Here is a 22,498-nt window from a genome sequence, read left to right as displayed (position 1 = left end):
TTAATACATTACTAGAATCCTACATTCAGCCCGAAGGTAACCGAACGCGTCAAGGGGTAAGTTGTTCCCGGCGTTTCCGGGTCAATACCCGAATAATTCGTGAACGTGATAAAATTATTCATCGTGAAGGAAAAGACTACCGATTTCAACCCAAGCGGATGCAACAACCGCTCCGGCAAATTATAATACAACGATATATTCTTTACCCGCAAGAAAGACACGTTTTCAAGGTACGCCCCTTGCGTGATTTCCGTGTCGTGCACATTATACTGGTCCAACAACAACCGCTCCTCCGCCAGATAATCAATAATTCTGGGATACTTCACGCCGGTGCGCCTCTCTTCCGTCCAGCGGTTGGTCACGGACCTCTCCACGTTCAAGTGATTGCGATACAAATCGCTGTACGCGGTCTGCGGTTTCTCGCCCGTGGCTAAAGAAGTCACGCTCCTGTAACCGGCGGGCGAAGTAACCGTGTTCAATATCTTCGCGCCGGAAGAAACCACCCCTCCCACGTTCAATCTCAAACCGCGATACGAGAAATTCACGTTGAATCCACCGGTGACAGGCGCCACCGAGGTCCCGAGATAGAAACGATAATTATCCTTCGACTGCAAATCCGTACCCGTGTAAATTTGTGCGTCAGGTCTTAACTCGAAGGTATAAACCCCGTCCCTCTCGTCTATCTTTATATAACGTCCCGCGAAAACGGATTCCAGCGGGAATCCCTCGTACCTACCGTTACTAATCACCCGTTTCCGGCTGTATTTCGACAATATGTTCCGGTTCCAAGCGATATTTCCCCCCACGTCAAGTTTAAAATCCTTACCGTTCAAAACCTTCACGTTCAAGGTTCCCTCCACGCCTTTATTCTTTATCTCGGAAGTATTATAGGGCTGCCCGGAAAAACCCGTGCTCGACAACACGTCCACCGTCGACACCACATCCGAACTCACGCGGTAATACGCTTCGACCAACCCACTTACCCGCTCGTCGAACAAACCGAAATCCAACGCGACTTTCATGTCTTTCGTTTTCTCCCAACGCACGTTCGGGTTAGGAGCCGAACTCACCGACCCCGTTCGCGACCCGTTCCAGTAAGTCGTGGTATATCTCAACACCAGCTCCTTGTTCACCGATTTCACGATATTCCCGGTGTACCCCATGGAAGCCCGCAGGCTCACCCGGTTCACGACCGGCAACAACGAACTCATGAAGCGTTCCTGATCCAGATGCCACCCCAAACCTAACGACCACGTGGGGTTGAACTGCTCGTCGCTACCAAAATTGTTGGAACCGTCCGTCCGGAATGTAAAACTGAACAAATAACGTTGTAAATAATTATAATCCAGCGAAGCGTAAAATGAAGCGAACCTGTTTTCAGTCGTGGTTTCCCCCGCCAACTGGTCAAACAAGTCGGCGTACTTCCCCACGTCCGTGACGGATGGCTCGGGCGGAAGCGGCATCGCCGAGTAACCTGTCACCTCGTCATACCCGAAACGCTTGAAGTAAGTCCGTTGATTTTTATCCCCCCGCAATTCCGCTCCCCCTACCAAACTCAAATAATGCTCCAAGGCAAACGTATTCTTGTATTCCAACTGTCCCCGCACGTTGTAGCTGGAACCGTTCGTGGATGTCTGCGTGATTGTCCCGTAAGGCGTCCACTCGTCATTATATTCATCAAAATACAAGCGGTCTAAAAATGCCGCGTACGTGTCCCGCCCCCTCGTGTCCTCCACTTTATTGTGAAAATAGGTATAGGAAGCCAACCCGGAAAACCTCAAATAACTCAACAAATCGTAAGTCAGGTTCATCTGCACCCGCGCGTTCGCGTTATCCGCCGTACTTGATGTTTCTTTCAGCTCCCGCATGATATTGAAACCGTTGGTAGGCAATATCACGATATTGGCATTTCCCTCGTTAATCGATTGCAAGTTGAAATACGTGCGGTCGGGACGATAACTCCCGTCCTCGTTATACACCTTCTCGTAAGGATTCGCGAAATAAGCGTACTCGAACGGGTTTATAACGGTCGAGTAACTCTTTGACTTCTGTTTCGAGAGATCAATCCCGAACATCATGTTCAAGCGTTCCGTCGCGTTCGTGTTAATCTTGGCATTAACGTTATACCTCTCGTAATCCGTTTCCTTCACCAACCCGTTCTGGTCAGCGACACCCAGTGACACGTAATACGTGTTCCGGTCCGATCCCCCTGAAAAAGAGAGATTATGATTCATCGAGAAGGAATTTCGGAATATCACGTCAAACCAATTCGTGGTGCGTTTGCCCAATTCCTCGATATAGGCATCCTGTTCCGCGGTACTCATGGGTTCGAACCCGTCTTCCAGCCACAACTTATCATCCCGCCCGAGTTTTTCCGCCCGGAGCATACCGACAATTCCCACTACCGGGTAATGCTTCAACGGCTTTTCCGTCTTATTATGCTCGAAAGGAGCGGCCGAAAACTCGTCCCACAACTCCTGCTCCCACGCCAGTTTCTCCCGTGAATTCATCAACTTCGGATCACGTTGCGGTTTCAACCCCACGGAAAACGTGGCACTATAATTCACTTTCATTTTTCCCGCCTTCCCTTTTTTAGTCGTGACCACTATAACACCGCCCGCGGCTCTCGACCCGTAAATGGCGGCAGCGGAAGCATCTTTCAATATCGTCACGCTCTCTATATCGTTCGGGTTAATCCCCGCTACCCCCGTCACGAAAATCTCGTTCAGATTCCCCGACTTGATCTGCCCCGTCGATATTTCCGGGATATCCTGCTGAAGAGGCACACCGTCCACGACCCACAAGGGCTCGGCGTCCCCGCTGATCGTGTTCGTTCCCCGGATCCGTATTTTCGCCGCTTCACCCGGTCTTCCGGAAACAGCGACAACACTCACCCCGGCTATCTGCCCCTGCAAAAGCATATCCACCGTGGGAATGGCTTTATTCTCGAAAACTTCGGCGGCTACCGTACCGAAAGAACCCGGGGAATTGCGTTTCGTCGTCTGCCCGTAACCCGTGACCACGACTTCGTCCAGCTGGTCGACCTTTTCTTTCATCACGACCGTGAGCGTCTTCGTCACGTCGGACACTTTCACCTCCTGCGTTTCCATACCCACGAAGGAAACGAGCAGCACGATATCTTTCTGCACCGGGATCGCCATCTCGAACTTCCCGTTGACGTCCGATATCACACCCGCGTAAGTCCCCCGCAAAATCACGGTAGCACCGGGGATAGGCACGGAATCCGTCGTCATCACCACCCCTTTCAACACCACTTTTTTCACCTCGTCCCGCGCGGGACGTTCGGGACGTATGATCACGACGTCGTCTTCTATCTCGTAGGAGAACCCGGTGCCTTTCAAGCATTTGTCCAGTACCTCCTCGAGCGTGGCGTCTTTCACGTCCAGCGATTTCACGCGGATACCCTGCAAATCATCCAAGTTGTACACGAACGTGTAGCGGCTATTCTCCCGAATCTCCGTCAAGATATCCGTGAGATTCTTGTTCTCGGCCTTCAATGTCAGTTTCACCTCCTGCGAGTACACCGCCGAGAACGCGAGGTTCTGCACCAGCATACACAGGCATAAAAACTTAACAAGTAATAACTTCCTCCACAGCTTTTCCCTACTGGAACTGCTTCGCGTGTCATTTTTTTTCATACTTTTGTTTTTAGGTTTCACATTAAATTCAATGATGAGCTTAGCGAGCGGGCAATGGGGCAAACATTGCCTGCTTACTTTTTCAATAAGCTAACTTGATTTACTATTTTTTCACTTTCATGTTTCCGGCAAAAGTACTCTCTCTCCCGATACGCACAAATCACCATTTATAGTGAAATTACCTTGCCGGAATCACGTGTTTCAGCTACCCGGTTCCCGGTACTCCCCCACGCGAATTTCTCTTCCCTCGATCCGGAACCTTACTTTCCGTGTCTTTTCAATTTTCGTCAATAAATCCTGAATATGTTCATACCGTTTCATCTCGACCGAGAACCGTAATTTCCCGAGTTCTTCGTCGTCAAAGTTCACGTTCACGTCATACCACCGCGCCAAACGTTCCATGATTGTCGCCAGATCCGCCCCCTCGAAATAGAATATACCGTCTTTCCACAGGACGAACTCCTTCACGTTCACTTCCCGTGTCCGTATCCCGCCGCTTCCCGGGAGCACTTCCGCCTGCACGCCGGGCAGCATCAACACGGATTCCCCGCCGTGGGTCAGGCACACCCGTCCTTCCACCAGCGTGGCTATCGTCCGTCCCCGGTAAGCGGTCACGTTGAAACTCGTTCCCAGCACGCGCAAGTTCGCGCCGTTGGCGAACACGTGGAACGGGGCTGTCGAATCGGGCATGACCTCGAAATAGCCCTCCCCCTCGAGCCTCACGTCCCGCCGCGTGCCCTTGAAACGTAAAGGGAAATATAATTTGGATTCCGAGTTCAGCCAAACCCGCGTACCGTCCGGCAATTCCATGAAAAACTCCCCGCCGCGGGGAACGACCAGCGTGTTGTACTTCTCTTCCGCCAAGGAATCCGCGTGCGCGGCGATTTGCCGGTACACGCCACGCGCCCCGGCGGGTACCACCACGCACCCCGTTGTGTCTACCAGAAGCCCTTTTTCATCTTTCAACTCCACGGATTGCCCGTTGGCAAGTATCAGCACGGCTTTTCCCCCACCCGGAACGATCCCCGTGCCGTCCGCCGCCGGAAGCCCGTTTCTCCCGGGTGCGGCGTACCACAAGTACCCCGCCACGCACAAGGGCAACATGAACAACGCCGCGTATCTCGCCACCGCGCGCCGGGTAAAACGCTTCCCGTGACGTGCCCGTTCAAACTTCCGCCACTCGTCTTTCACCATTTGCCGTTCCGCCCGCGTCGGCGCTTCCCGTGACAGGAGATACGCCCTCGTTTCCCCGTACTCGCTCTCGTGCAAGGGTGATTCTCCCCGCCACCGTTCCAGCGAAGCACGTTCCTCCCCTTCCAGCGTCCCGGCGATCTCCTTGGCTATCCAACGGGCTACATCAAAACGTTTTTTCAATAAATCTGTCATCTATTCAGGTTTACGGTTTATATAGAAGACGATCGAGAGAAAAAAGTGGGTGAGTGGAGATGACTATTTTTCGAGCAGGATGAAAAAAATCATTAAAATATCCTTGGAAAGTAATTCGCGCAACTTCACGTAAGCGCTCTTTTTCAATGACTTCACCGTGTTCACGGATACACGCAACTCCGCCGCGACTTCCGTGTTATTATTCCCTTTCAAGTTCAACAAGATTACCGCGCGGGATTGTGCCGGCAACTTGTCTATCGCCTCGTACAATACCCGGTACGTTTCCTGCCGGGTAACCTCTTTCAGGAAATCATAATCCTCCGCCTCGTTCTCGTTCAGGCGGGCAGAGTATTGTTCCTCGATCTTCCGGTGCTTGCAATGATCGAGGTAGACACGGCGGGCAACCGTGTACACGAAAGCCTTGGCGTTTTCATCCGTCGCGAATTCCTCCCGGTGCTCGAACACCCGCGTGAACGCCTCCTGCGTGAAATCGCGGGATAATTCCGTTTCCCCCGTGTATCGCTGCATCAAGGTATATACCGGTAGAAAGAATGTTTCGAAAAATGCTTTAAACTCTTTATGCGATACTATTGCCATAAGTTACAGTTACAAGTTACAGGTTGCATTTGCCTTTGGCAAGTTACAAGTTTTTCATGAAAAAACCATAAATAATACGCGGGAAAAATAACCTGCAACTCGCCGAAGGCGAATCACTGTTCCAGAAAGGACGCGATTACCCGGAACGGGACATCTTTAAAGATAATCTTTTTATCCCTGTCCAGCAGGTAAAATGTCGGGATTGCCCGCAGGTCGTACAAACGTTGTTCCTTGATCACCTGCCCGTCGTCGTAAGCGCACACCCATGACTTCGGTTGCTCTTTCAGGTGCCGACGCCACGCTTCAACGTCGGGGTCGGGATACACGGAAAGAAATACCAACCGCCGCGATTCCCCCCGTTTCTCTCTCAACAGGAAATTCACGAAATCGGCGGCCTCGAACTCCGCTTTGATCGCCCGGCAAGCGTCGCAATCGGGATTGTTGAAGAATAGAATCGTGTAATCGGCTCGGATGTCCGACAACTTTTCCCTCTTGCCCGACGGCAAGGTGTAAACGAAATCGGTAGCCGCGGTTCCCGGTCGGTTCTTCAACGCCATTTCAAGCCGGAACGCCGGTCGCAGCTTGTCGACCTCCCCCACCCGCGGCGATGCGACGATATACCGCAACACGGGAATGTAAAATTCCTCGCTCAACATGGGCGAATTGGGGTCATACAAGTATTTCTCGTACAGGGAAGTGAAATGGGCGAACATCACCGAATCGGCATCCATCGCCCGGTCGAGCATCGACGCTATCGCCCGTTCCACGTCCGCGTAAGGCACACGGGGAAACAATTGCAGGTAGTTGGCGAACGCCTGTTCCGTTATTTCCGGACGACGGATCAACGAGGTGTCGGCGAAATCGAAATGCTCCCAGTAATGCGCGACGAGGTATTTCACCCGTTCCCTCTCGTCCGTGTACACGGAAGGTATCTCCGGCAGCCGGAATGCCTGCATCCGCGCCGCGCCTTGTTCCGCTTTTTTCCCGCGTGAAAAAGAACACGCCGCCAACGCGACGCATAACCCGATGACAATATTCCGTGTATAACTTTTCATGGTTTCGATCGATTGATACGCGAAGATACGATTTAGTTTATAAAGTTCATAAGGTTCATAAAGTTTATAAAGTTGCACGGACGCGAGGAACTTTATCCACGGCAGCCCGGGCTGCCGTTAGACTCTGTCCGAAGGACGCCTTGTAAACCTTATAAACTTTACAAACTTTACAAACTTTATGAACTAGGGGGGCGCGTACGCGCCCCTCCTCTCTCACTCCTCACTCAGGGTCAAGTACTGTGACGTTGAGGTTTGTTTCCCGGAACGGGTGGTCATGAAGGTGTAAATGGCGAGATTGTCGAGGTCGTACTCCTCGTCCAGTGCCGTCGACGTGCTACCGGACTCGCCACGCTCGCGTAGCGTCACGAGGAGGCAATACTCGTTCGTCGTGTCAAACACGACCGCGTACGCCTTGTCGTCCGCGTAACAATCCGCCCCGTCAACCACGTTAGCCTCTTGGTTGAATTGCAGTTTCCGCGCCGCCCTGTCGAGCGTTACCGTCACCTTTCCCTTCAACAGCCTACCATAGGACACGAGCAGGCGGGAGAAGTCGACCACCGTTTCGAACACTTCCTCGGGTTTCGCCTTCGGGTTGAACTCCCGTTCGGGATACCTCCGCGTCGCCGTCACGATATCCGACTTGTTGATTTTCAAGAATTTCGCATTGCACTTCACGCCCTTGTTGTCCGGCGGGCAACTCACGCGCAATACCCGTTTCATCGGTGACGCCAAGCGCCCCAGCGCGCCGAAACACGCGTCCTGACGCATCACGTCTTCTTTTAACGACCCGTTCCACGCGGGCATCGATTTGACGGTCACGCCGCCGTTAGGTTTCTTCGAGAACAGGTTGGGTCCCACTTGCCCGGAAATACTCTTGCATAGATTCATTTTAGCGTCTGCCATAGTTTGTACGTTTTTAAAGGTTAATGTTTCAAGATGCCGCTACACGGTATCATTATCGTCAACAAAGTTACGGTATAAGAAAAAGAAAATCAAGAAAAAACGAATTTTATTTTAATTTATTTTAACAATACAACACGAGGGATACGCGAACAGGGCAACAAGCCCACGGGAAACGGGGAGCGGTCGGCGAGGAAACGGCGGAGTTATTCTGAACTTCTCCTGAAGTTCTCCTGCAGTTATTCTAACGAGGTTAGAATAACTGCAGGAGAACTATTGTTTAATTAAAAAAAAATTAGTAGTTTTACACGAAGATTGGTAGACGCTTACAACCGAATCAGAATGTAGTTGAATTAAAATCAAAGGTTATGGACTTGAGTTTTCCACCGATGGACGGTTCCCGTAAATGCTGGCGCGTGAACGGGATAACTTATTACTGGCGCAACGGGCAACTTATCTGCCGCACGTCGAAGAACGAGAAACGAACTCCCCGGAAGGACGAGAACGGCGAAGAACTCCCCCTCCGCAGTCCCGCCCAAGAAAAGTCAAGCGAGGTATTCTCTGAATCTTTCTCGATGACGAAGGCTTATTTCCTCGCGCACGGGCACTTGCAAATCTGGGTGGTGGCACCGAAGACGAAACCCGGGCAATCGTCATGGGCGCTGCACCGCCACCTGAACAAGGCGGCGTACGTCCCCGACGAGGGCGTGCGCTATTTCAACTCTTACCGTTTCAGCCACGGGATTCTCGAGCTTCCGGATAATTTCACCGTTCGGCGTGACGACTGGCACATTACCCTCGAGTGGGAGGACGACCGCGACCAACCCGCCGCTGCCGCCGGGGACCTACTGTTCGTGGGCTATTTCCACGAGGGGTATCCCCGCTCCCCGCTTCTCGTCCCGGTGACGGGCGCCACCCGCGGCGAGCAACGCGCGGAGTTCGACATCCCGCCCCTCGACCAGCCCGACGGCGGAGCGCTCCACCTCTACCCCTTCTTCGGGCGGGCGGACAAGAGCGCGTACGCGGGTAGTTATTACATGAGATGCTAGTGTCGGGGTATCGTGAATAAAAGAGGCCGCCCCGCGTCTTCCCGGAACGGCCTCAACCTTTAAGAAATCACACGCGCACTTATAATGTATCTATAATTTTCCTTTGGTCGTTAAAGAAATTCATTCGCTGTATCTCACCGCTTTGTGAAACGAGAGTCGAATGTCTTTTCAACGAATGAATCCATTTTTTCTGGTAATTACATACCTTCCCGTCGCGCGAGTCCATCGAATTGATGGAATACACTCGCAGGAAACAAATCTGGAAACCGGTTTTCTCGACGTAACTGTACGTGGCTTCAAAATCAACGTTCGAGAGGTAAATTGACAGAAGGTTACCGTTATGGAAGGCTCCTTTTTCCGACAATAATTCCAGCTCGCGCAGAAGTTGATGCAACTCTTTCTTCATGTTCGCGACATCGGTCGCGGACACGAGATTCAGCTCGGCGAAATACTTTATTTCCTTCACGAAGGAATTGAATACACTCTCGTCGAGGATAAAACAAGTCTTGTGCACCTGTCTTAAACTTTCCATGAGTTCTTTCCGCGTTTTCGCCAATTTCTCCGAAATCACCACGTCGGCGAGCGAGGCGGGCGTTCTCAGTTTCTCGTTCTGGTACAGCCACCTGCTAATCCGGAATTTGGACAAATTCTCGTAAGGGGCGTAAAATGTATAAGGAATGGTATTCGACGCGGTTATCACCTCTGTCGTTGGATCCGCCTTGACGTACCTGAATAATTTATGGTAACGGGCAAGTATCTCGTGATAATTTTCCATCGGCTCCACGGAGTGCAACACGTTCAGGTCGAACATCGCCCCGCTGGACATACTGTTACCGACAATCTTGTCTAACGATATGCCCATCTGGCTGGCGATGATCGCCACTTCGCTGAACGTGAAAGCAACCTCCCCCCTTAATCTCCGGTAAATTGCCTCCTTACTCATGCACAATACCTCCATGAGGATGTTGGCGAGATTATTCTCTTTCGGGGTAATCTCGCGCATCGTGCTGATCAGTTCATCTACCACGGCATTTTTCATCGGGGTGCCGCTCCTTAGTCAAAAAAGTATTTACCGATGGAGAATTTAACCACTTTTTTCGCGGGAATGGTCATGTTTTGCTTGCTGTTCGGGTTGTAACCGTTACGGGCTTTGCGTTCCCTGATAGAGAAAGAACCCAGTTCCAACAAGGAAATCTTCTCCCCGTTCTTCAAAGATTCCGCCATTGTCCCGATTACCGCGTTTACAGCCTTAGCGGCTTCCACTTTACTTGTCCCGTTTTTCTCCGCGACCTTCTCGATTAATTCACGTTTGTTCATTGTCAATAGTTTTAATATTAATAAATAGAGTTTACCGGCGTGTATTACACGAAACCGCACCCGACGCGCGGGGCGTCAAGCGCGATTCCGGGTACTATCTATAATTCTGTTTCATCGATACACACGCTTTTAAATGAATTTTGCCAAGATGACGTTCTGCCCACTTAGCAGTACAAAGATGAAAGATTTTATTCAACAATCAGTGCTTATTACAGTGTATCAGTCATATGCGTTTTTTCTATTTCTGTATGGATTATCAAAAACAGACTTGAATAATGAAACAGATTCTCTATTTATTGTTAAACATTCCGTTATTCGTAACTACAACACGGGAATCTTCCCGTGTTGGGTTTATAAAGTTTTTAAGGTTCATAAAGTTCATAAAGTGTACAAAACGTCCTTCGGACAAAATCAAAACGGCAGCTTACGCTGCCGTTAATATAGTACCCCACTGGAGGCCATAACTTTATAAACCTTATAAACTTTACGAACTTTATAAACTCTATTCGCACAAACCATTGACGATTTCCCGCTGGTCTTTAAAGAATTTACTCCGTTGGATTTCCCCGCTTTGAGAGATCAGCACGGAATATTTACGCAAGGAATCAACCCACTCTTTCACGTTACGGAACACGTTCTCGTCGTGTGAAGTGATGGAGTTGATGGCGAACAGCCGGATGAGGCTCAACTTGTAGGAAGAAGTCGCTATATAACTATATGTCGCCTCGAAGTTAATGTTGGCTATATATATAGATACCTCTTTCCCGCTCTTGAACGCCCCTCGAACGGCTATCTCTTCCAGCTCGTCGAGCAACTCGAGCAACTCTTTTTTCAATTTCCGCACGTACTCCAGTGAAATCAAGTTCGCACGGGCGAAATACTTGATATCGTTCACGAGGTAGAAAAAGATTTTGCAATCCCATATATACTCGGTATGATTGAACTCCTGCGACTCTCTCACGAAATCGCGCTGGCGGTCGAGCAGTTTGTCCACCAGCTTCAGTTCCTCGAAATGATGTTCGATATCAATCTTCTCGAACTGGTACAACCATTTGAACATGCGGAATTTCGACAGCAACTCGTATTTCAAGTAGAACGTCTGCGGGATAATATTCGACGCGGTGCAAAGCACCGAGGTCGGGTCATGCTTTATCTCTTGAAAAACCTTCACGTAATTGTCCACGATGGAATAATAAGTTTCCAACGGATCGGTATAATGTATGACGTTCAAGTCGAATATCGCGCTCATTCCTTTCTTGGAACCGACCAGCTTGTCCAACGACACGCCCATCTCGCGGGATATGATAGCAGCCTCTGACAAGGTGAAGGGGACTTCACCCCGCAACCTGCGGTAAACGGCTTCTTTACCGAGGTATAATTTATCTATTAATGTATTTGCCAGATTAACCCCACGCGGGAGTTTTTCTTTCATGGCTTTAATTAATTCTTCATTGTAATCAAAAGTTGTCATGATTTGAGTATTTATTAATACAACTATATTACTCGTTATACGAGTCTGTCGTTTCAATAGTTCCGAAAAGTGAAATTATTTACCCGGCAATTTAATAAAAATATCGGAATACAAATCAAAAAATGGATAAGAGTGCTTCAATAGAAACGCGTTAAATAACAAATACACTTTAAAGGTCACTAATTCTTGACGCGAGCGAGATACTTTTGTAATATCAAAAACAAAGTGAAAGGGTTATGATGAGGAAAATGATTTTCGTGCTGGGTATGATCGCGCTTGTTTCGACAAGCAAGGTTAGCGGACAAGAGAGAGATTTCTACAACGCCCCGCTTTTCAGCGTGAAAACGAATGCCTTGTACTGGTTGACAACCACGCCCAACATGGGATTGGAAGTCGCGCTGGGGAAAAAGACAACTTTGGACCTGTCCGGTACGTATAACCCGTGGAGTTTTGGTGATAACAAAAAGATTAAACACTGGCTGGTACAACCGGAGTTCCGGTACTGGGGAGGCGAACGTTTTAACGGGCACTTCTTCGGGATTCACGGGCTCTACGGTAAGTTCAACGCGGGAGGAATCAAGATGTTGGGATTGGACAAATACCGTTACGAGGGCTCGTTTCACGGTGGAGGGATTTCATACGGTTATCAATGGATACTCGGGAAACGCCTGAACTTGGAAGCCACGCTCGGGATCGGGTACGCGAGATTCGAGTACGACAAACACGAGTACCAGACCGGGGGTAAATTTATAAAAAAGGGTGAAAAAGATTATATAGGCCCGACGAAAGCTGGAATTAGTCTGGTGTACATTATAAAATAAGAGTGATGAGAAAAACGATCATATATAGTATAATTTTACTGACCGCGGGTCTGTTTTCAACGAGAGTGGAGGCACAGAGCAACGTCTACGTGGGCGAGATACGCGTCACGCAGAATCGTTTCGAACAGCGGGGTGACAGTGTTTTCATCGAAATGACAATCGACATGAACGGGTTACCCGTGGGCAACAACGAAGCCTTCACGCTAACCCCCGTGATCGAGAAAGGGACTGAAGTAGAAGAATTACCATCGGTAATCGTGAACGGGAAGCGTAGGTCTAAGGCGTATCAACGGTCACTCTACTTCAATCGTGGGGCGAAACCTTTCCCCACGTACTCGGTAGTGGCGGCTAACAAGCGCACGCGGGAGAAAGTAAATTATAAAATAAGTGTTCTTTATCAAGCGTGGATGCAGGACGCGGCATTAAATTTGCACGAGAGTTTTTATGATGGAATAGAGCAACGCTTGATATCGGTAAACTTGTTGGCGAAGGCACTCAAGCCGGACGCTGCCTTGAAAGGGAAGGTGCAGATTGTTGCCCCCACTCCCCTCGCACCCGAACCGGTAACGCGAACGACCCCGGTCGTGAAAGAGAATACCGCGTCGCCAGCGAGGGTTGTTGAAGGCTCCGCCTATCTTGATTACCCGAGGAACCGGACAAATATTATCCCGGATTACAAGGATAATCGCGAGGAGCTTGCCAAGATCAAGGCTATGATTGACGAGATCACGAGCAACCCGGATCACGAGATAACGGGAATTTATCTCACGGGATACGCTTCCCCGGAGGGAACGTACGCTCAAAACGAGAAACTGTCACGGGAACGCACGCTGGAATTGCGCGACTACCTGCTTGACAGGTACCCGATGCCAAGAAACCTCTACCATGCGGATTGGGTGGCGGAAGACTGGACAGGACTGAAAAAATTGATAACACAATTCGGGATGCCCGATAAAGATAGAGTTCTTTACATTATTAATAACGTCGATATTTTCGAGGGAAGAGAAAAACAACTCATGGATCTGGATCAAGGAGTGCCTTACAGGTACATGTTGAAAGAATTTTTCCCGCAATTACGACGAGTTGATTACAGAATCACGTATCGAGTAATCAAATAAAGCACGAGAGAATAAGATATTCCTGAATGCCCCCCGGTATAACAAACGCCGATCCCCACATACACCTCTTACCGGGGGCATTCTTCAAAAACATTATCAAGAGCTATCCTCGAATGCCCCCCGGTTGTAACAAACGCCGATCCTCACATACACCTTCTTGACCGGGGGCATTCTTTTCCAAGAGCCGATTTCTGATCGGCTCTTTTCTTTTGTCATGACAGTGTCCTGTTACTTTTTGTCATGCCGAATGACTCTTTGTCACTTCCTTTGACATGAATAAAATGTCCAGAAATTGGAACTTTTTCATGGCTGTTTAAGTTTAAATATACAAATGAATCTAAATCTTATAAGTTATGATGTTTATTTGGTATATTTTAATCGGTATCGCGGCGGGATTTATCGCCGGGAAAATAGTCCGCGGAGGTGGACTGGGATTGTTTTTAAACCTGATCGTGGGGATTATCGGCGGAGTGCTGGGCGGCTGGCTCTTCGGGGTAATGGGCATTTGGACGACGGGTGTCATCGGAAGCCTGATAACGGCAACCGTGGGAGCTATCGTGTTGCTGGCTATCGTGTCATTATTCAGCAATAAAAAAGCATGAGATGATGAAAAGGCGGTGGCGTATTATTGTTCCGGTCTTCTTCTTTTGCTTGCTTTGCCCGGCAGTGCTGCAAGCGCAAACGGACGAGGAAAAAAAGATATTGCGGGAACGGGAGGAACTTGCCAAGAATAAAACCGGGGGTACGGTAGTTGTCAGCGAGAAGAGCGCGTTGGAGTTGTTCGACAACACCCCCAGTTTCGGCATATTCCGGGATAATTACTTCGTCTCGGGCATTCCTACCAACCACAAGATCGACAAGCACACGGCGGATGCCAAATTCCAGATCAGTATACGCCAACGCCTGACAAAAAGTATTCTCCCGTTCAAAACCTTCCTGTACCTGACCTACACGCAAAAGTCTTTCTGGGATATTTACGCCAAATCGAGCCCTTTTCTGGATAATAATTTCAACCCGGGAATAAGCCTGAGCAAAGCATTGATCTATCGCGATCAATTGATGGGAATGGCGGTACTTTCATTCGAGCACGAGTCAAACGGGCGTGATTCTCTGGCTTCCCGGAGTTGGAACTATATCTCGTTGTCCGGCTCGTGGTTTATCGATTACCGCTTCTCCGTGCAGATGAAAGTATGGGGCGGCTGGGTGGACAAAGAAGGAAACCCGGATTTACTGAAATACAAAGGGTACGGCTTTGTCGCTTTCAACTACCAAAGTGCTAACGAACGACTGTGGTGCTCTGCCATCATCAATCCCCGCCGACAGTTTATCAACATGAATACCACGTTGGAGATAAACTTCAAACCCAGCTTGAAAGCAAACGAATATTTGTTTATACAGTATTACAACGGTTACGCGGAGAACTTGCTGGAATACGACCGCTACGTGTCCATGGTGAGATTCGGGATCTGCATCAAACCGGCTTTACGCAATTACTATTAGGTTTGTAAAGTTTATAAAGTTCATAAAGTTTATAAAGTGACGGGTGTCCTTCGGACTGTGTTTAACGGCAGCTCAAGCTGCCGTGGACAAAGCGCCCCGCAGGGGTCTAAGAACTTTATAAACTTTATGAACCTTATGAACCTTATAAACTTTATAAACCCTTACACGTATACCCCCTATAATTAAACAAGGTATTATGTGTAAATTAATATTAGTCCGGCACGGGGAGAGTGTCTGGAACAAGGAAAACAGGTTCACCGGATGGACGGATGTCGATTTGAGTGAAAAGGGGGAACAGGAAGCTCGCCGTGCTGGTGAGTTAATTCGGAAACACTATTTGTTATTTGATGTAGCTTTTTCTTCCGTGCTGAAACGGGCTATCCGCACGTTGCATTTACTGGAAGAATCGGCAGACCGGATGTGGGTACCGGAAATTCATAACTGGCGTTTGAACGAGCGGCATTACGGGGCATTACAGGGATTGAACAAAGCGGAAACGGCAAAGAAGTACGGGGAAGAGCAGGTACATATCTGGCGAAGGAGTTTTGATGTTACACCTCCTTTACTGGAGCCTGACGATCCTCGCAGAGCCGTCTACGAGGACAAGTACAAGAACGTGGACCCCGCCGTGCTTCCCTTGGGCGAGTCGCTGGCACTGACGATCACGAGGGTCATTCCTTTCTGGCAGGATTATATCGCGCCCTGCCTGATCTCGGGAAACACGGTGCTGGTCGTGGCACACGGCAATAGCCTGCGGGCATTGATTAAATACTTGGACGGGATCAGTGACGAAGATATTGTCGGTTTGGAAATTCCGACAGGAGTACCGCAGGTATATGAATTAGATGCACAATTGCGCCCGAAGAAACGGTATTATTTGAAATAAGCCACCGGGGCAAAGCAGTAAAGTTTATAAGGTTTATAACGTTCATAAAGTTTATAAAGTGACGGGTGTCCTTCGGACTGTGTTTAACGGCAGCTATAGCTGCCGTAGACAAAGCGCCCCGCAGGGGTCTAAGAACCTTATAAACCTTATGAACTTTACAAACTTTATGAACCTTAAGAACCTTCGGCTCGACATTAGTAAAACTTTTTTTGTAAGTTTGAGGCATAATGCAAAAAAACGAACCATGAAAATAGTTACTTATAATGTCAATGGCCTACGGGCTGCCTTATCGAAAGATTTCACGAAATGGTTGGAAGACGAACAGCCTGATGTCGTGTGCCTGCAAGAAACAAAAGCGCAACCGGACCAGATACCGACACTGGAATTCGAGGCTTTAGGCTACCGTTCTTACTTCTTTTCAGCCAAGAAAAAAGGATATAGCGGGGTAGCGATACTCTCGAAAACGGAGCCGGATCACGTGGAATACGGGATGGGACTCCCCGCGTACGACGACGAGGGACGTTTCATTCGTGCCGACTACGGCGACTTGTCTATCGTAAGTGTATATCATCCTTCCGGAACGACAGGAGATGAACGGCAGGCATTCAAGATGAAATGGTTGGAAGACTTCCAGAATTACGTGGAAGAACTGAAGAAAACCCGCCCGAACCTGCTCCTTTGCGGGGACTATAATATTTGTCACCGCCCGATAGATATTCATGATCCGGTACGCAATGCCAAGAACAGCGGTTTCCTGCCCGAGGAACGGGAATGGATTGGTGGGTTTATCGACTCCGGCTTTATAGATACCTTCCGTTACTTCCACCCGGAAGAGGCAGAAAAATACACGTGGTGGAGCTATCGCTTCAACGCCAGAGCCAACAACAAAGGCTGGCGCATCGACTACTGCATGGCAACCGAAAACTTGAAACCCCGCCTGAAAGACGCGTATATCGAACCGGAAGTCTATCATTCAGACCATTGCCCGAACGTTTTAATAATTGAAAATTGAAAGTTGAAAATTGAAAATGAACTCCTCCGTCTGCTTCGCAGCCACCTCCTCTATAAACAGAGGAGGAGCTGGTGAATCTTACCGAAGATGGTGAGTAATTTAGCTCTCCCTCTGTTTATAAAGGGAGTACCCCGAAGGGGGAGGGAGTTCTTTTCATTTTCAATTTTCAATTTTCAACTTTCAATTGTTACAGCAGTCTTTGTCCGTTGACGATCAGTTCGAAATGAATATCCAAGTACTCGGCAGCTTTGCGGCTCAGAAGCATACGACCGAGGAAAATTTCAAAGTAATCCATGACAGCGGAGATTGACGTGTCGATTTTCAAGTCAAGAATAATAGCCGTGTTGTCCTCGTTGAAGTATATACGGGATTCTTCGACAGCATAGTTTACACGGTCATGTATGTCAAAGTTAGAGAAATCTTGATTGCGTACGCGGGAACGACGTACATCGGTTTTATCCGCAAGAATCAAGGCAGCGGCGATCGGGTTGACTGCCGCAGCTGTCCCCTCGTCATGGTTGCCGATGGCACTGATGACTTGGGCTATCTCATCCGGGTCCATTCCCATGCGGTCGAGCAGGCGGAACGCCATGACTGCCCCGCTTTGAGCGTGGTCGATACGGTTGACGATATTCCCGATATCGTGCATGTATCCCGCGATCTTGGCCAACTCCGCCGTGCGTTTCGGGTAATTCAACGTCAACAGAATCATTTCTGCCATTTTCGCCGTTTTTACCACGTGGGGGAACGAGTGTTCCGTGTACCCCAAGGCAAGCAGCACCTTATCCGCCTCGTTAATATACGTTTTTATACTCTCGTCGTTTCGGATATCCTCGTATGTAACTAACATCTTTTCTTTATTTTATTCTCAACATTCTCAAACATAAATCAATTTCTTCGGGATCCCCCGTGTGCTTGCCCGCCACGTCAGACAATTTGACGGTAGGGAGAAATATATCACTTCCCTTGGGACGGCACTCGAAAAGTTTAATCACGATGTTCAGCGGTGTCACGCCGACGTCGTTCGTGATATACGTGCCAATACCGTAAACATCGTGCAGGCGCCCGGCAACGTACTCTTTGATTCTCTTTACCCCGTCGAGGTCAAGAGCATCGCTGTACACGATCGTCTTGCTCGCCGGGTCAACCCGATGCCGACGGTAATGACGCAAGGCTTTCTCCGTGAACTCGAAAGGATCGCCGCTATCCCACCGCAAGCCGTCAAAGAGCTTGGCATACTTCGTGTCAAAACTATTGAAGAAATTATCCGAAGTATAGGTATCCGACAAGGCTATCCCCAGATAACCGTCATAGACGTCCACCCAGTTTGCCAGCGCCATGGCATTTGCCGAGCGATAGCCGAAATGCGCACCGTGATACATGAACCACTCGTGAGGATGCGTCCCCATGGGCGTGAGATTATATTTCATGGCAAAGTAAACGTTACTCGTGCCGTTGAGCAATCCCTTCATGTTTTCCCGCAATATGCCGATCACCCGATCCTGCACCTCGAACGAGAAGCGGCGACGAGTGCCGAACTCGGAAATCTCCGCGTGCATTTCCGCGAAAGCCTTCGCCTTGGCCATAGCCCTTTCTTCCGTGTCGCGTGCCTCCTGCCCCGTCATCCGGAAATACAATTCCGAAATAATTGCCAGCAAAGGCACTTCCCACAATACCGTCCGGTACCATAATCCCCGCACCTCGACATCCAACCGGCCTCCCGCTTGACTCACCTTGACCTCGTCGGGATTGAAACGGAATCCCTTTAACAAGTCAAAGAAAACAGAGTCGAAGTAATAACACCGAGCACGCAAAAAGCGTTCATTCTCGGGCGATAGCACCAAGGCTGCCATCTCGTCCACTTCCTTCCTTACCGCCTCGGCAAAACCGGGGGGAAAGAGAGTGTTTCCCCTGTTCACGAAGCGATAGACAACCTCGGCATCCGGAAACTTTTTCTGGATAGCGTTCATCGTCGTGAACTTGTAGAGATCGTTATCTAAAAAATCATGTATTATCATCTTAATCTTTATCCAACAATATTGAATCGGATTTGACGAAACGCGCCCCGAGGCGTGCCGCCTTGCCGTAGATAGGTACGGACAATCTCTCGCATCCCGGTATATCGCTCATGCAATCCTCGATGATCACGAGCTTGCGGACAATCTCCGGGAAGTCGAATAACTGTTTTAACGTGTTTGCCACGCAATGGGTTTTAGCCTCTCCCGCCAACCATATCGTATCGTATTGTTCAAACTCTTCTTTCAACTTCACGTTAAAGGCTGTTTCGGGAGCCGAAGCGATAGGCACGTTTGCCCGGAAAGCCCCGAAAAACTCCGTGCCGGGATGTAGTCCTTTCTCGACAATCCCGCAATAACGCCCCTGACGTGCCCAGCGGATGACGGCATCGAACAAAACCGGAATCACGGCAGCCCCCTCGCTTCCCTTGATACAGTGCTCCGGCCAGATCACGTGCTGGTACTCCCCCGTCTCCTTGAGTTGACGCAGGTACTCGACGACTTCCGCCTTGTCGCCGAACGGTATCCACTCCCCGGACACGACTTCCCACCAAGATATGGCGGTGAATGGTTTCGGGTTTTCGCCCTTGGCATTCCGCCAATAGAAAGGATGCGCAATGTCCATCACGTGATGTTGATCGAGCGTAAGGATAATTTTGTCTATCTCTTCCTTCTTCCGATCTATCAATCTCCCCAACCGCTCGGCGTCTTTTTCCGCTCCCGGTACATATAGAGAACCGCGGGGCGAACAAAAGTCGTTCTGCATATCCACGATAAACAACAGTGTCTTCATATCCCTACAACATATCTAAATCATGAAACATTACGCGGTAATCAGCCGCTTTTTCCTCCAACGGTTTCGGATAAGCCCTTGATGACGACGGCATACGGTAAAGCCGCATCGGGCGTCCCTCGTGCACGAACTCGCTATACCCGCCTACCCGGGGGGACGCGGCATCGATCTGTTCCAACAGGGTATCGGTTGCCTTCTGTCCCGTGGTCACGATAGCGCGACACGCGGGAATCCGCACCAATACCCGTTTCAAATCGACCGGGGTAATCACTTCCAGAAACTGGTCGGACGCATTTCCCTTGTGCCGGATGATCTCCATGGCGGTATCGAATAACGCTATTCCCTTCTCGTTGAGGAAGGCGATAATCCGATCCTTGTCAAAGCTTTTCTTTCCCTTCTCTAAAAAATAGTCCTTATCCCCGAAGAATAATACCCCGTAAAGCCGCCACATATCGTTCTGCAAATTGGGGTAATAAAAATCCATCGACCAACGTGCCCGCGGCGGGGGAAAACTCCCCAGCATGAGCAACCGGGCATTACCCGGCAGGAATGGTTGCAACGGATGCTTTTCTATCAGATCATTCATATTCCTATTATATCGTTTACTTCAAATCTTTAGTTATACTATCGTCTTCTCTTTTTCTTCTCCACAGACCAACCAAATTTACCGATTTTCTTGCCCAATTCAAAATATCCGCCGTGTAAATACACCAGAGGTTCGGCGTCCGCCAACTCGAATTTGCCCGTTTCCCCGCTCAAGTAACGGTCATCCGCTTGCACGTTCACGACATCGGCGATAAACATATGATGTGACCCCAGCGGCACAATTTCTTTCACCCGACACTCGATAGACACGGGCGATTCCTCTATGATAGGAGCCTTCACGACCTCTCCCGGCACGGGCGTGAGTTTCATCTCCTCGAATTTATTGTACTCCCTGCCGGAACGCACCCCGCACCAATCGGTAGCATACGCCATATCTTTCGTCGTGAGGTTAATCACGAACTCCATGTTTTTTTTGATGATCGGGTAAGAATTTCGTTCCGGTCGCACGGAGATATAGCACATCGGCGGGTTGGTACATATCGTTCCCGTCCATGCCACGGTCAAGACTGCGTATTCCTCCGGTTCGCTCCCGCAAGTCACCAGCACCGCCGGCAAGGGATAAATCATGTTTCCCGGTTTCCAATTGTGTTTCATTCCAGTTATTTTATCGCCAAAGATAAGCTAAAACACGAAACGGTCAAACTGCTCAACATCCATTTATCTCCCCGGCAGGAAGAAGTGAAACAGAAATAAGGCAGAGAAGAGGTAGAGGACAAGACATAGTTCCATTTTATTCTCAAATCACTTTCAATTCAAAAACGTCCGTGAACGTCTTTGAAACGTCTTTGTATCGAAGGTGAAACGTCTTTGTTCCCTTATTACTCCCTTATCTCTCCGTTATTTCATGGGGTTTCTTCATCAACACTCCGACAAAAATAGGACTACCGGATTCTATCGGCATCACGGGAAATACATGGATATTGTATGAAAAAAGACCGGGTTCTATTCAAACCCGATCTTTAACAACACGACTTAGTCATGAACGATGTCACAACTCCAATACACGTTTTTTGTTATCACTCGACATCTTTGATATATACTAATGCCACGCAACCACTTCCTATCCAAGGATCAAGAGCCTTATTCGTTTTCGGATCGAAAGGCAGAATACCATCGCTCTCATCCCCAAACATTCCGTATATCAGCCCGGTCGTCGGGTCGTACACCTGATCGACAAAATAATTATCAATGGTTGCAATAACCGGATTGTTATAGTCATCGCCATACCACTCGTCTTCCCCAGCAAACTCATGTACGGTTGTTTTGGCTGTAGCGTCCTCTCCTTCATTGTTCTTGAATACATAATGATTATCACCTGTTTTCACAAAACGGAAAGATTTCATCATATCCTCTGCTGCAAGATAATCATAATAATCATCAGTCAAATCCGCAACGATGGATATATGATACGCAACATCCCCCATATCAAGACGCAAACCGGCAAATATATAGCTTTCTCCATATAAGAATGTACCACCCGTGGAATAAAGACGTCTGTAAGGCGCTTCCAATTGATCGGTGTAAGTTTGTAAAGGAGTGACATTTCCATCGCGTTCAACAGAATACAAGCAAATATCATAGCTATCAGTATCATAAGTCAAAGCGTATAATTTTTCACCATCCGTGCTGATAGAGAAACAACGACCGGCATCTGCCCAATCGATCTTTCCGCCTTTACCCGCTTTTATATCGTAATAACGCAATTCATAAGTACTCTTGTTATCCACGAATGTGATGGCTTTATAATACACCATGCCATGATTGTCTGCAACAATACCCTCGATGTCACTATCCAGTGTAAACAACGCCTTACCTCTCCTTTGGGTGGCAACGTCGATCGGGCACACGGAATTTGTCGTTTCATCGGCAAACACGCCATACAAAGTAGCTTCAATATCCGGAGCCTCTTCAAAAGTCAGATCACCCAACTCGTATGATTTCCCGCCTTGTAGCAAAATCACTTTACATTTACCGGTCACTTCTGCCGGAGCCTTAAAGGTTATTCCGGCATCGGTAACTTCGACAATCGCGGCATCGATAGCCTCGGCAACCCCTTCCGGTTTTACCTGTATCTTGCAATCCTGTGCGAATCCCTTACCCGCGATCGTTACATTGTCCCCGACAACGGGATTTACCGTCGGCAGTTGCAAATCAGTAATAGGCATCTTGGGTTCCTCCGGATTATCTTTATCATCGGAACAGGCAATAAAACTCGCCAACAAGCAAAATAATAACATTAATCTTTTCATGGTCTTTCATTTTTTTTCACCTTGTACCCCAAAAGGTTCTGTTAGTGTTAATATGGACGAAGAG

The 22,498-nt window shown here is 48.8% G+C and carries 20 protein-coding genes and 1 pseudogene; 7 read left to right on the top strand and 14 right to left on the bottom strand.

All coding sequences use genetic code 11. The features are described 5' to 3' along the window. Window positions 1-11: 11 nt before the first annotated feature. The 5 genes from L0M98_RS09215 to L0M98_RS09195 all read right to left on the bottom strand — a co-directional run bounded on the left by L0M98_RS09215 (window position 12) and on the right by L0M98_RS09195 (window position 7,600). Window positions 12-3,659 (bottom strand): SusC/RagA family TonB-linked outer membrane protein, encoded by a 3,648-nt coding sequence (locus L0M98_RS09215; protein ID WP_227215639.1) that lies wholly within the window; start codon window positions 3,657-3,659, stop codon window positions 12-14. A gap of 201 nt (window positions 3,660-3,860) precedes the next feature. Further along, window positions 3,861-5,045: a FecR family protein gene (locus L0M98_RS09210; protein ID WP_227215638.1), complete on the bottom strand. Its 1,185-nt coding sequence runs from the start codon at window positions 5,043-5,045 to the stop codon at window positions 3,861-3,863. Between the two features lie 63 nt (window positions 5,046-5,108). Continuing rightward, window positions 5,109-5,642: an RNA polymerase sigma factor gene (locus L0M98_RS09205; RefSeq protein WP_227215637.1), complete on the bottom strand. Its 534-nt coding sequence runs from the start codon at window positions 5,640-5,642 to the stop codon at window positions 5,109-5,111. A 113-nt stretch (window positions 5,643-5,755) separates the two neighbouring features. Then, window positions 5,756-6,697 carry a DUF5106 domain-containing protein gene (locus L0M98_RS09200; RefSeq protein WP_227215636.1) on the bottom strand — a complete coding sequence of 314 codons (942 nt, stop codon included), beginning with the start codon at window positions 6,695-6,697 and terminating at the stop codon, window positions 5,756-5,758. Between the two features lie 213 nt (window positions 6,698-6,910). Next, the gene (locus L0M98_RS09195; RefSeq protein ID WP_227215635.1) at window positions 6,911-7,600 is read right to left on the bottom strand and encodes a DUF6266 family protein; all 690 of its coding nucleotides are present in this window, start codon (window positions 7,598-7,600) and stop codon (window positions 6,911-6,913) included. A gap of 365 nt (window positions 7,601-7,965) precedes the next feature. Between L0M98_RS09195 and L0M98_RS09190 the strand changes: the two genes are divergently transcribed. Beyond that, window positions 7,966-8,646: a hypothetical protein gene (locus tag L0M98_RS09190; RefSeq protein ID WP_227215634.1), complete on the top strand. Its 681-nt coding sequence runs from the start codon at window positions 7,966-7,968 to the stop codon at window positions 8,644-8,646. Window positions 8,647-8,725: 79 nt separating this feature from the next. On the opposite strand, the gene L0M98_RS09185 is transcribed toward L0M98_RS09190, so the two are convergent. The 3 genes from L0M98_RS09185 to L0M98_RS09175 all read right to left on the bottom strand — a co-directional run bounded on the left by L0M98_RS09185 (window position 8,726) and on the right by L0M98_RS09175 (window position 11,434). Continuing rightward, a complete protein-coding gene (locus L0M98_RS09185; RefSeq protein WP_227215633.1) occupies window positions 8,726-9,685 on the bottom strand; it encodes a helix-turn-helix domain-containing protein in 960 nt (319 codons plus the stop codon). Between the two features lie 14 nt (window positions 9,686-9,699). Continuing rightward, entirely contained in the window at window positions 9,700-10,023 is a 324-nt protein-coding gene (locus L0M98_RS09180) for an HU family DNA-binding protein (protein ID WP_227215632.1), read from the bottom strand. 442 nt (window positions 10,024-10,465) lie between these two features. After that, window positions 10,466-11,434: a hypothetical protein gene (locus L0M98_RS09175; RefSeq protein WP_227215631.1), complete on the bottom strand. Its 969-nt coding sequence runs from the start codon at window positions 11,432-11,434 to the stop codon at window positions 10,466-10,468. Window positions 11,435-11,670: 236 nt separating this feature from the next. Between L0M98_RS09175 and L0M98_RS09170 the strand changes: the two genes are divergently transcribed. From L0M98_RS09170 to L0M98_RS09145, 6 genes and pseudogenes are all read left to right on the top strand, one after another. Beyond that, window positions 11,671-12,255, top strand: coding sequence for a DUF3575 domain-containing protein (locus tag L0M98_RS09170; RefSeq protein WP_370645634.1), 585 nt, complete (start codon window positions 11,671-11,673; stop codon window positions 12,253-12,255). A 5-nt stretch (window positions 12,256-12,260) separates the two neighbouring features. Further along, window positions 12,261-12,554 (top strand): annotated as a pseudogene (locus tag L0M98_RS22680) (DUF3868 domain-containing protein); the annotation flags it as partial. 1,172 nt (window positions 12,555-13,726) lie between these two features. Further along, window positions 13,727-13,975, top strand: a complete 249-nt coding sequence (locus L0M98_RS09160; RefSeq protein ID WP_227215629.1) for a GlsB/YeaQ/YmgE family stress response membrane protein — start codon at window positions 13,727-13,729, stop codon at window positions 13,973-13,975. A 1-nt stretch (window position 13,976) separates the two neighbouring features. Then, window positions 13,977-14,873 (top strand): phospholipase A, encoded by an 897-nt coding sequence (locus L0M98_RS09155; protein WP_227215628.1) that lies wholly within the window; start codon window positions 13,977-13,979, stop codon window positions 14,871-14,873. A gap of 196 nt (window positions 14,874-15,069) precedes the next feature. After that, on the top strand, window positions 15,070-15,759 hold the full coding sequence (gene gpmA, locus L0M98_RS09150) for a 2,3-diphosphoglycerate-dependent phosphoglycerate mutase (RefSeq protein ID WP_227215627.1): 690 nt from the start codon (window positions 15,070-15,072) through the stop codon (window positions 15,757-15,759). 244 nt (window positions 15,760-16,003) lie between these two features. Next, window positions 16,004-16,771 (top strand): exodeoxyribonuclease III, encoded by a 768-nt coding sequence (locus tag L0M98_RS09145; RefSeq protein ID WP_227215626.1) that lies wholly within the window; start codon window positions 16,004-16,006, stop codon window positions 16,769-16,771. A gap of 187 nt (window positions 16,772-16,958) precedes the next feature. Here the strand turns inward: L0M98_RS09145 and L0M98_RS09140 are convergent, their stop codons facing one another. The 6 genes from L0M98_RS09140 to L0M98_RS09115 form a co-directional block, all read right to left on the bottom strand. Next, window positions 16,959-17,621, bottom strand: a complete 663-nt coding sequence (locus L0M98_RS09140; RefSeq protein WP_099292887.1) for an HD domain-containing protein — start codon at window positions 17,619-17,621, stop codon at window positions 16,959-16,961. A 7-nt stretch (window positions 17,622-17,628) separates the two neighbouring features. Then, window positions 17,629-18,789, bottom strand: a complete 1,161-nt coding sequence (gene pncB / locus L0M98_RS09135) for a nicotinate phosphoribosyltransferase (protein WP_227215625.1) — start codon at window positions 18,787-18,789, stop codon at window positions 17,629-17,631. A gap of 1 nt (window position 18,790) precedes the next feature. Then, window positions 18,791-19,579, bottom strand: coding sequence for an isochorismatase family protein (locus tag L0M98_RS09130; protein WP_227215624.1), 789 nt, complete (start codon window positions 19,577-19,579; stop codon window positions 18,791-18,793). Between the two features lie 4 nt (window positions 19,580-19,583). Further along, window positions 19,584-20,165 (bottom strand): uracil-DNA glycosylase family protein, encoded by a 582-nt coding sequence (locus L0M98_RS09125; RefSeq protein ID WP_227215623.1) that lies wholly within the window; start codon window positions 20,163-20,165, stop codon window positions 19,584-19,586. 38 nt (window positions 20,166-20,203) lie between these two features. Beyond that, complete coding sequence (locus tag L0M98_RS09120) at window positions 20,204-20,779, bottom strand: flavin reductase family protein (protein WP_186975726.1); 576 nt, start codon at window positions 20,777-20,779, stop codon at window positions 20,204-20,206. Window positions 20,780-21,201: 422 nt separating this feature from the next. Further along, window positions 21,202-22,434: an IPT/TIG domain-containing protein gene (locus L0M98_RS09115; RefSeq protein WP_227215622.1), complete on the bottom strand. Its 1,233-nt coding sequence runs from the start codon at window positions 22,432-22,434 to the stop codon at window positions 21,202-21,204. Between the last annotated feature and the right edge of the window lie 64 nt (window positions 22,435-22,498).

The organism is Butyricimonas sp. DFI.6.44 (genome assembly GCF_022132345.1).
GTDB lineage: Bacteria > Bacteroidota > Bacteroidia > Bacteroidales > Marinifilaceae > Butyricimonas > Butyricimonas muris.
The sequence above is the reverse complement of the archived record's forward strand: the minus strand, read 5'-3'. Positions and strand labels throughout refer to the sequence as shown.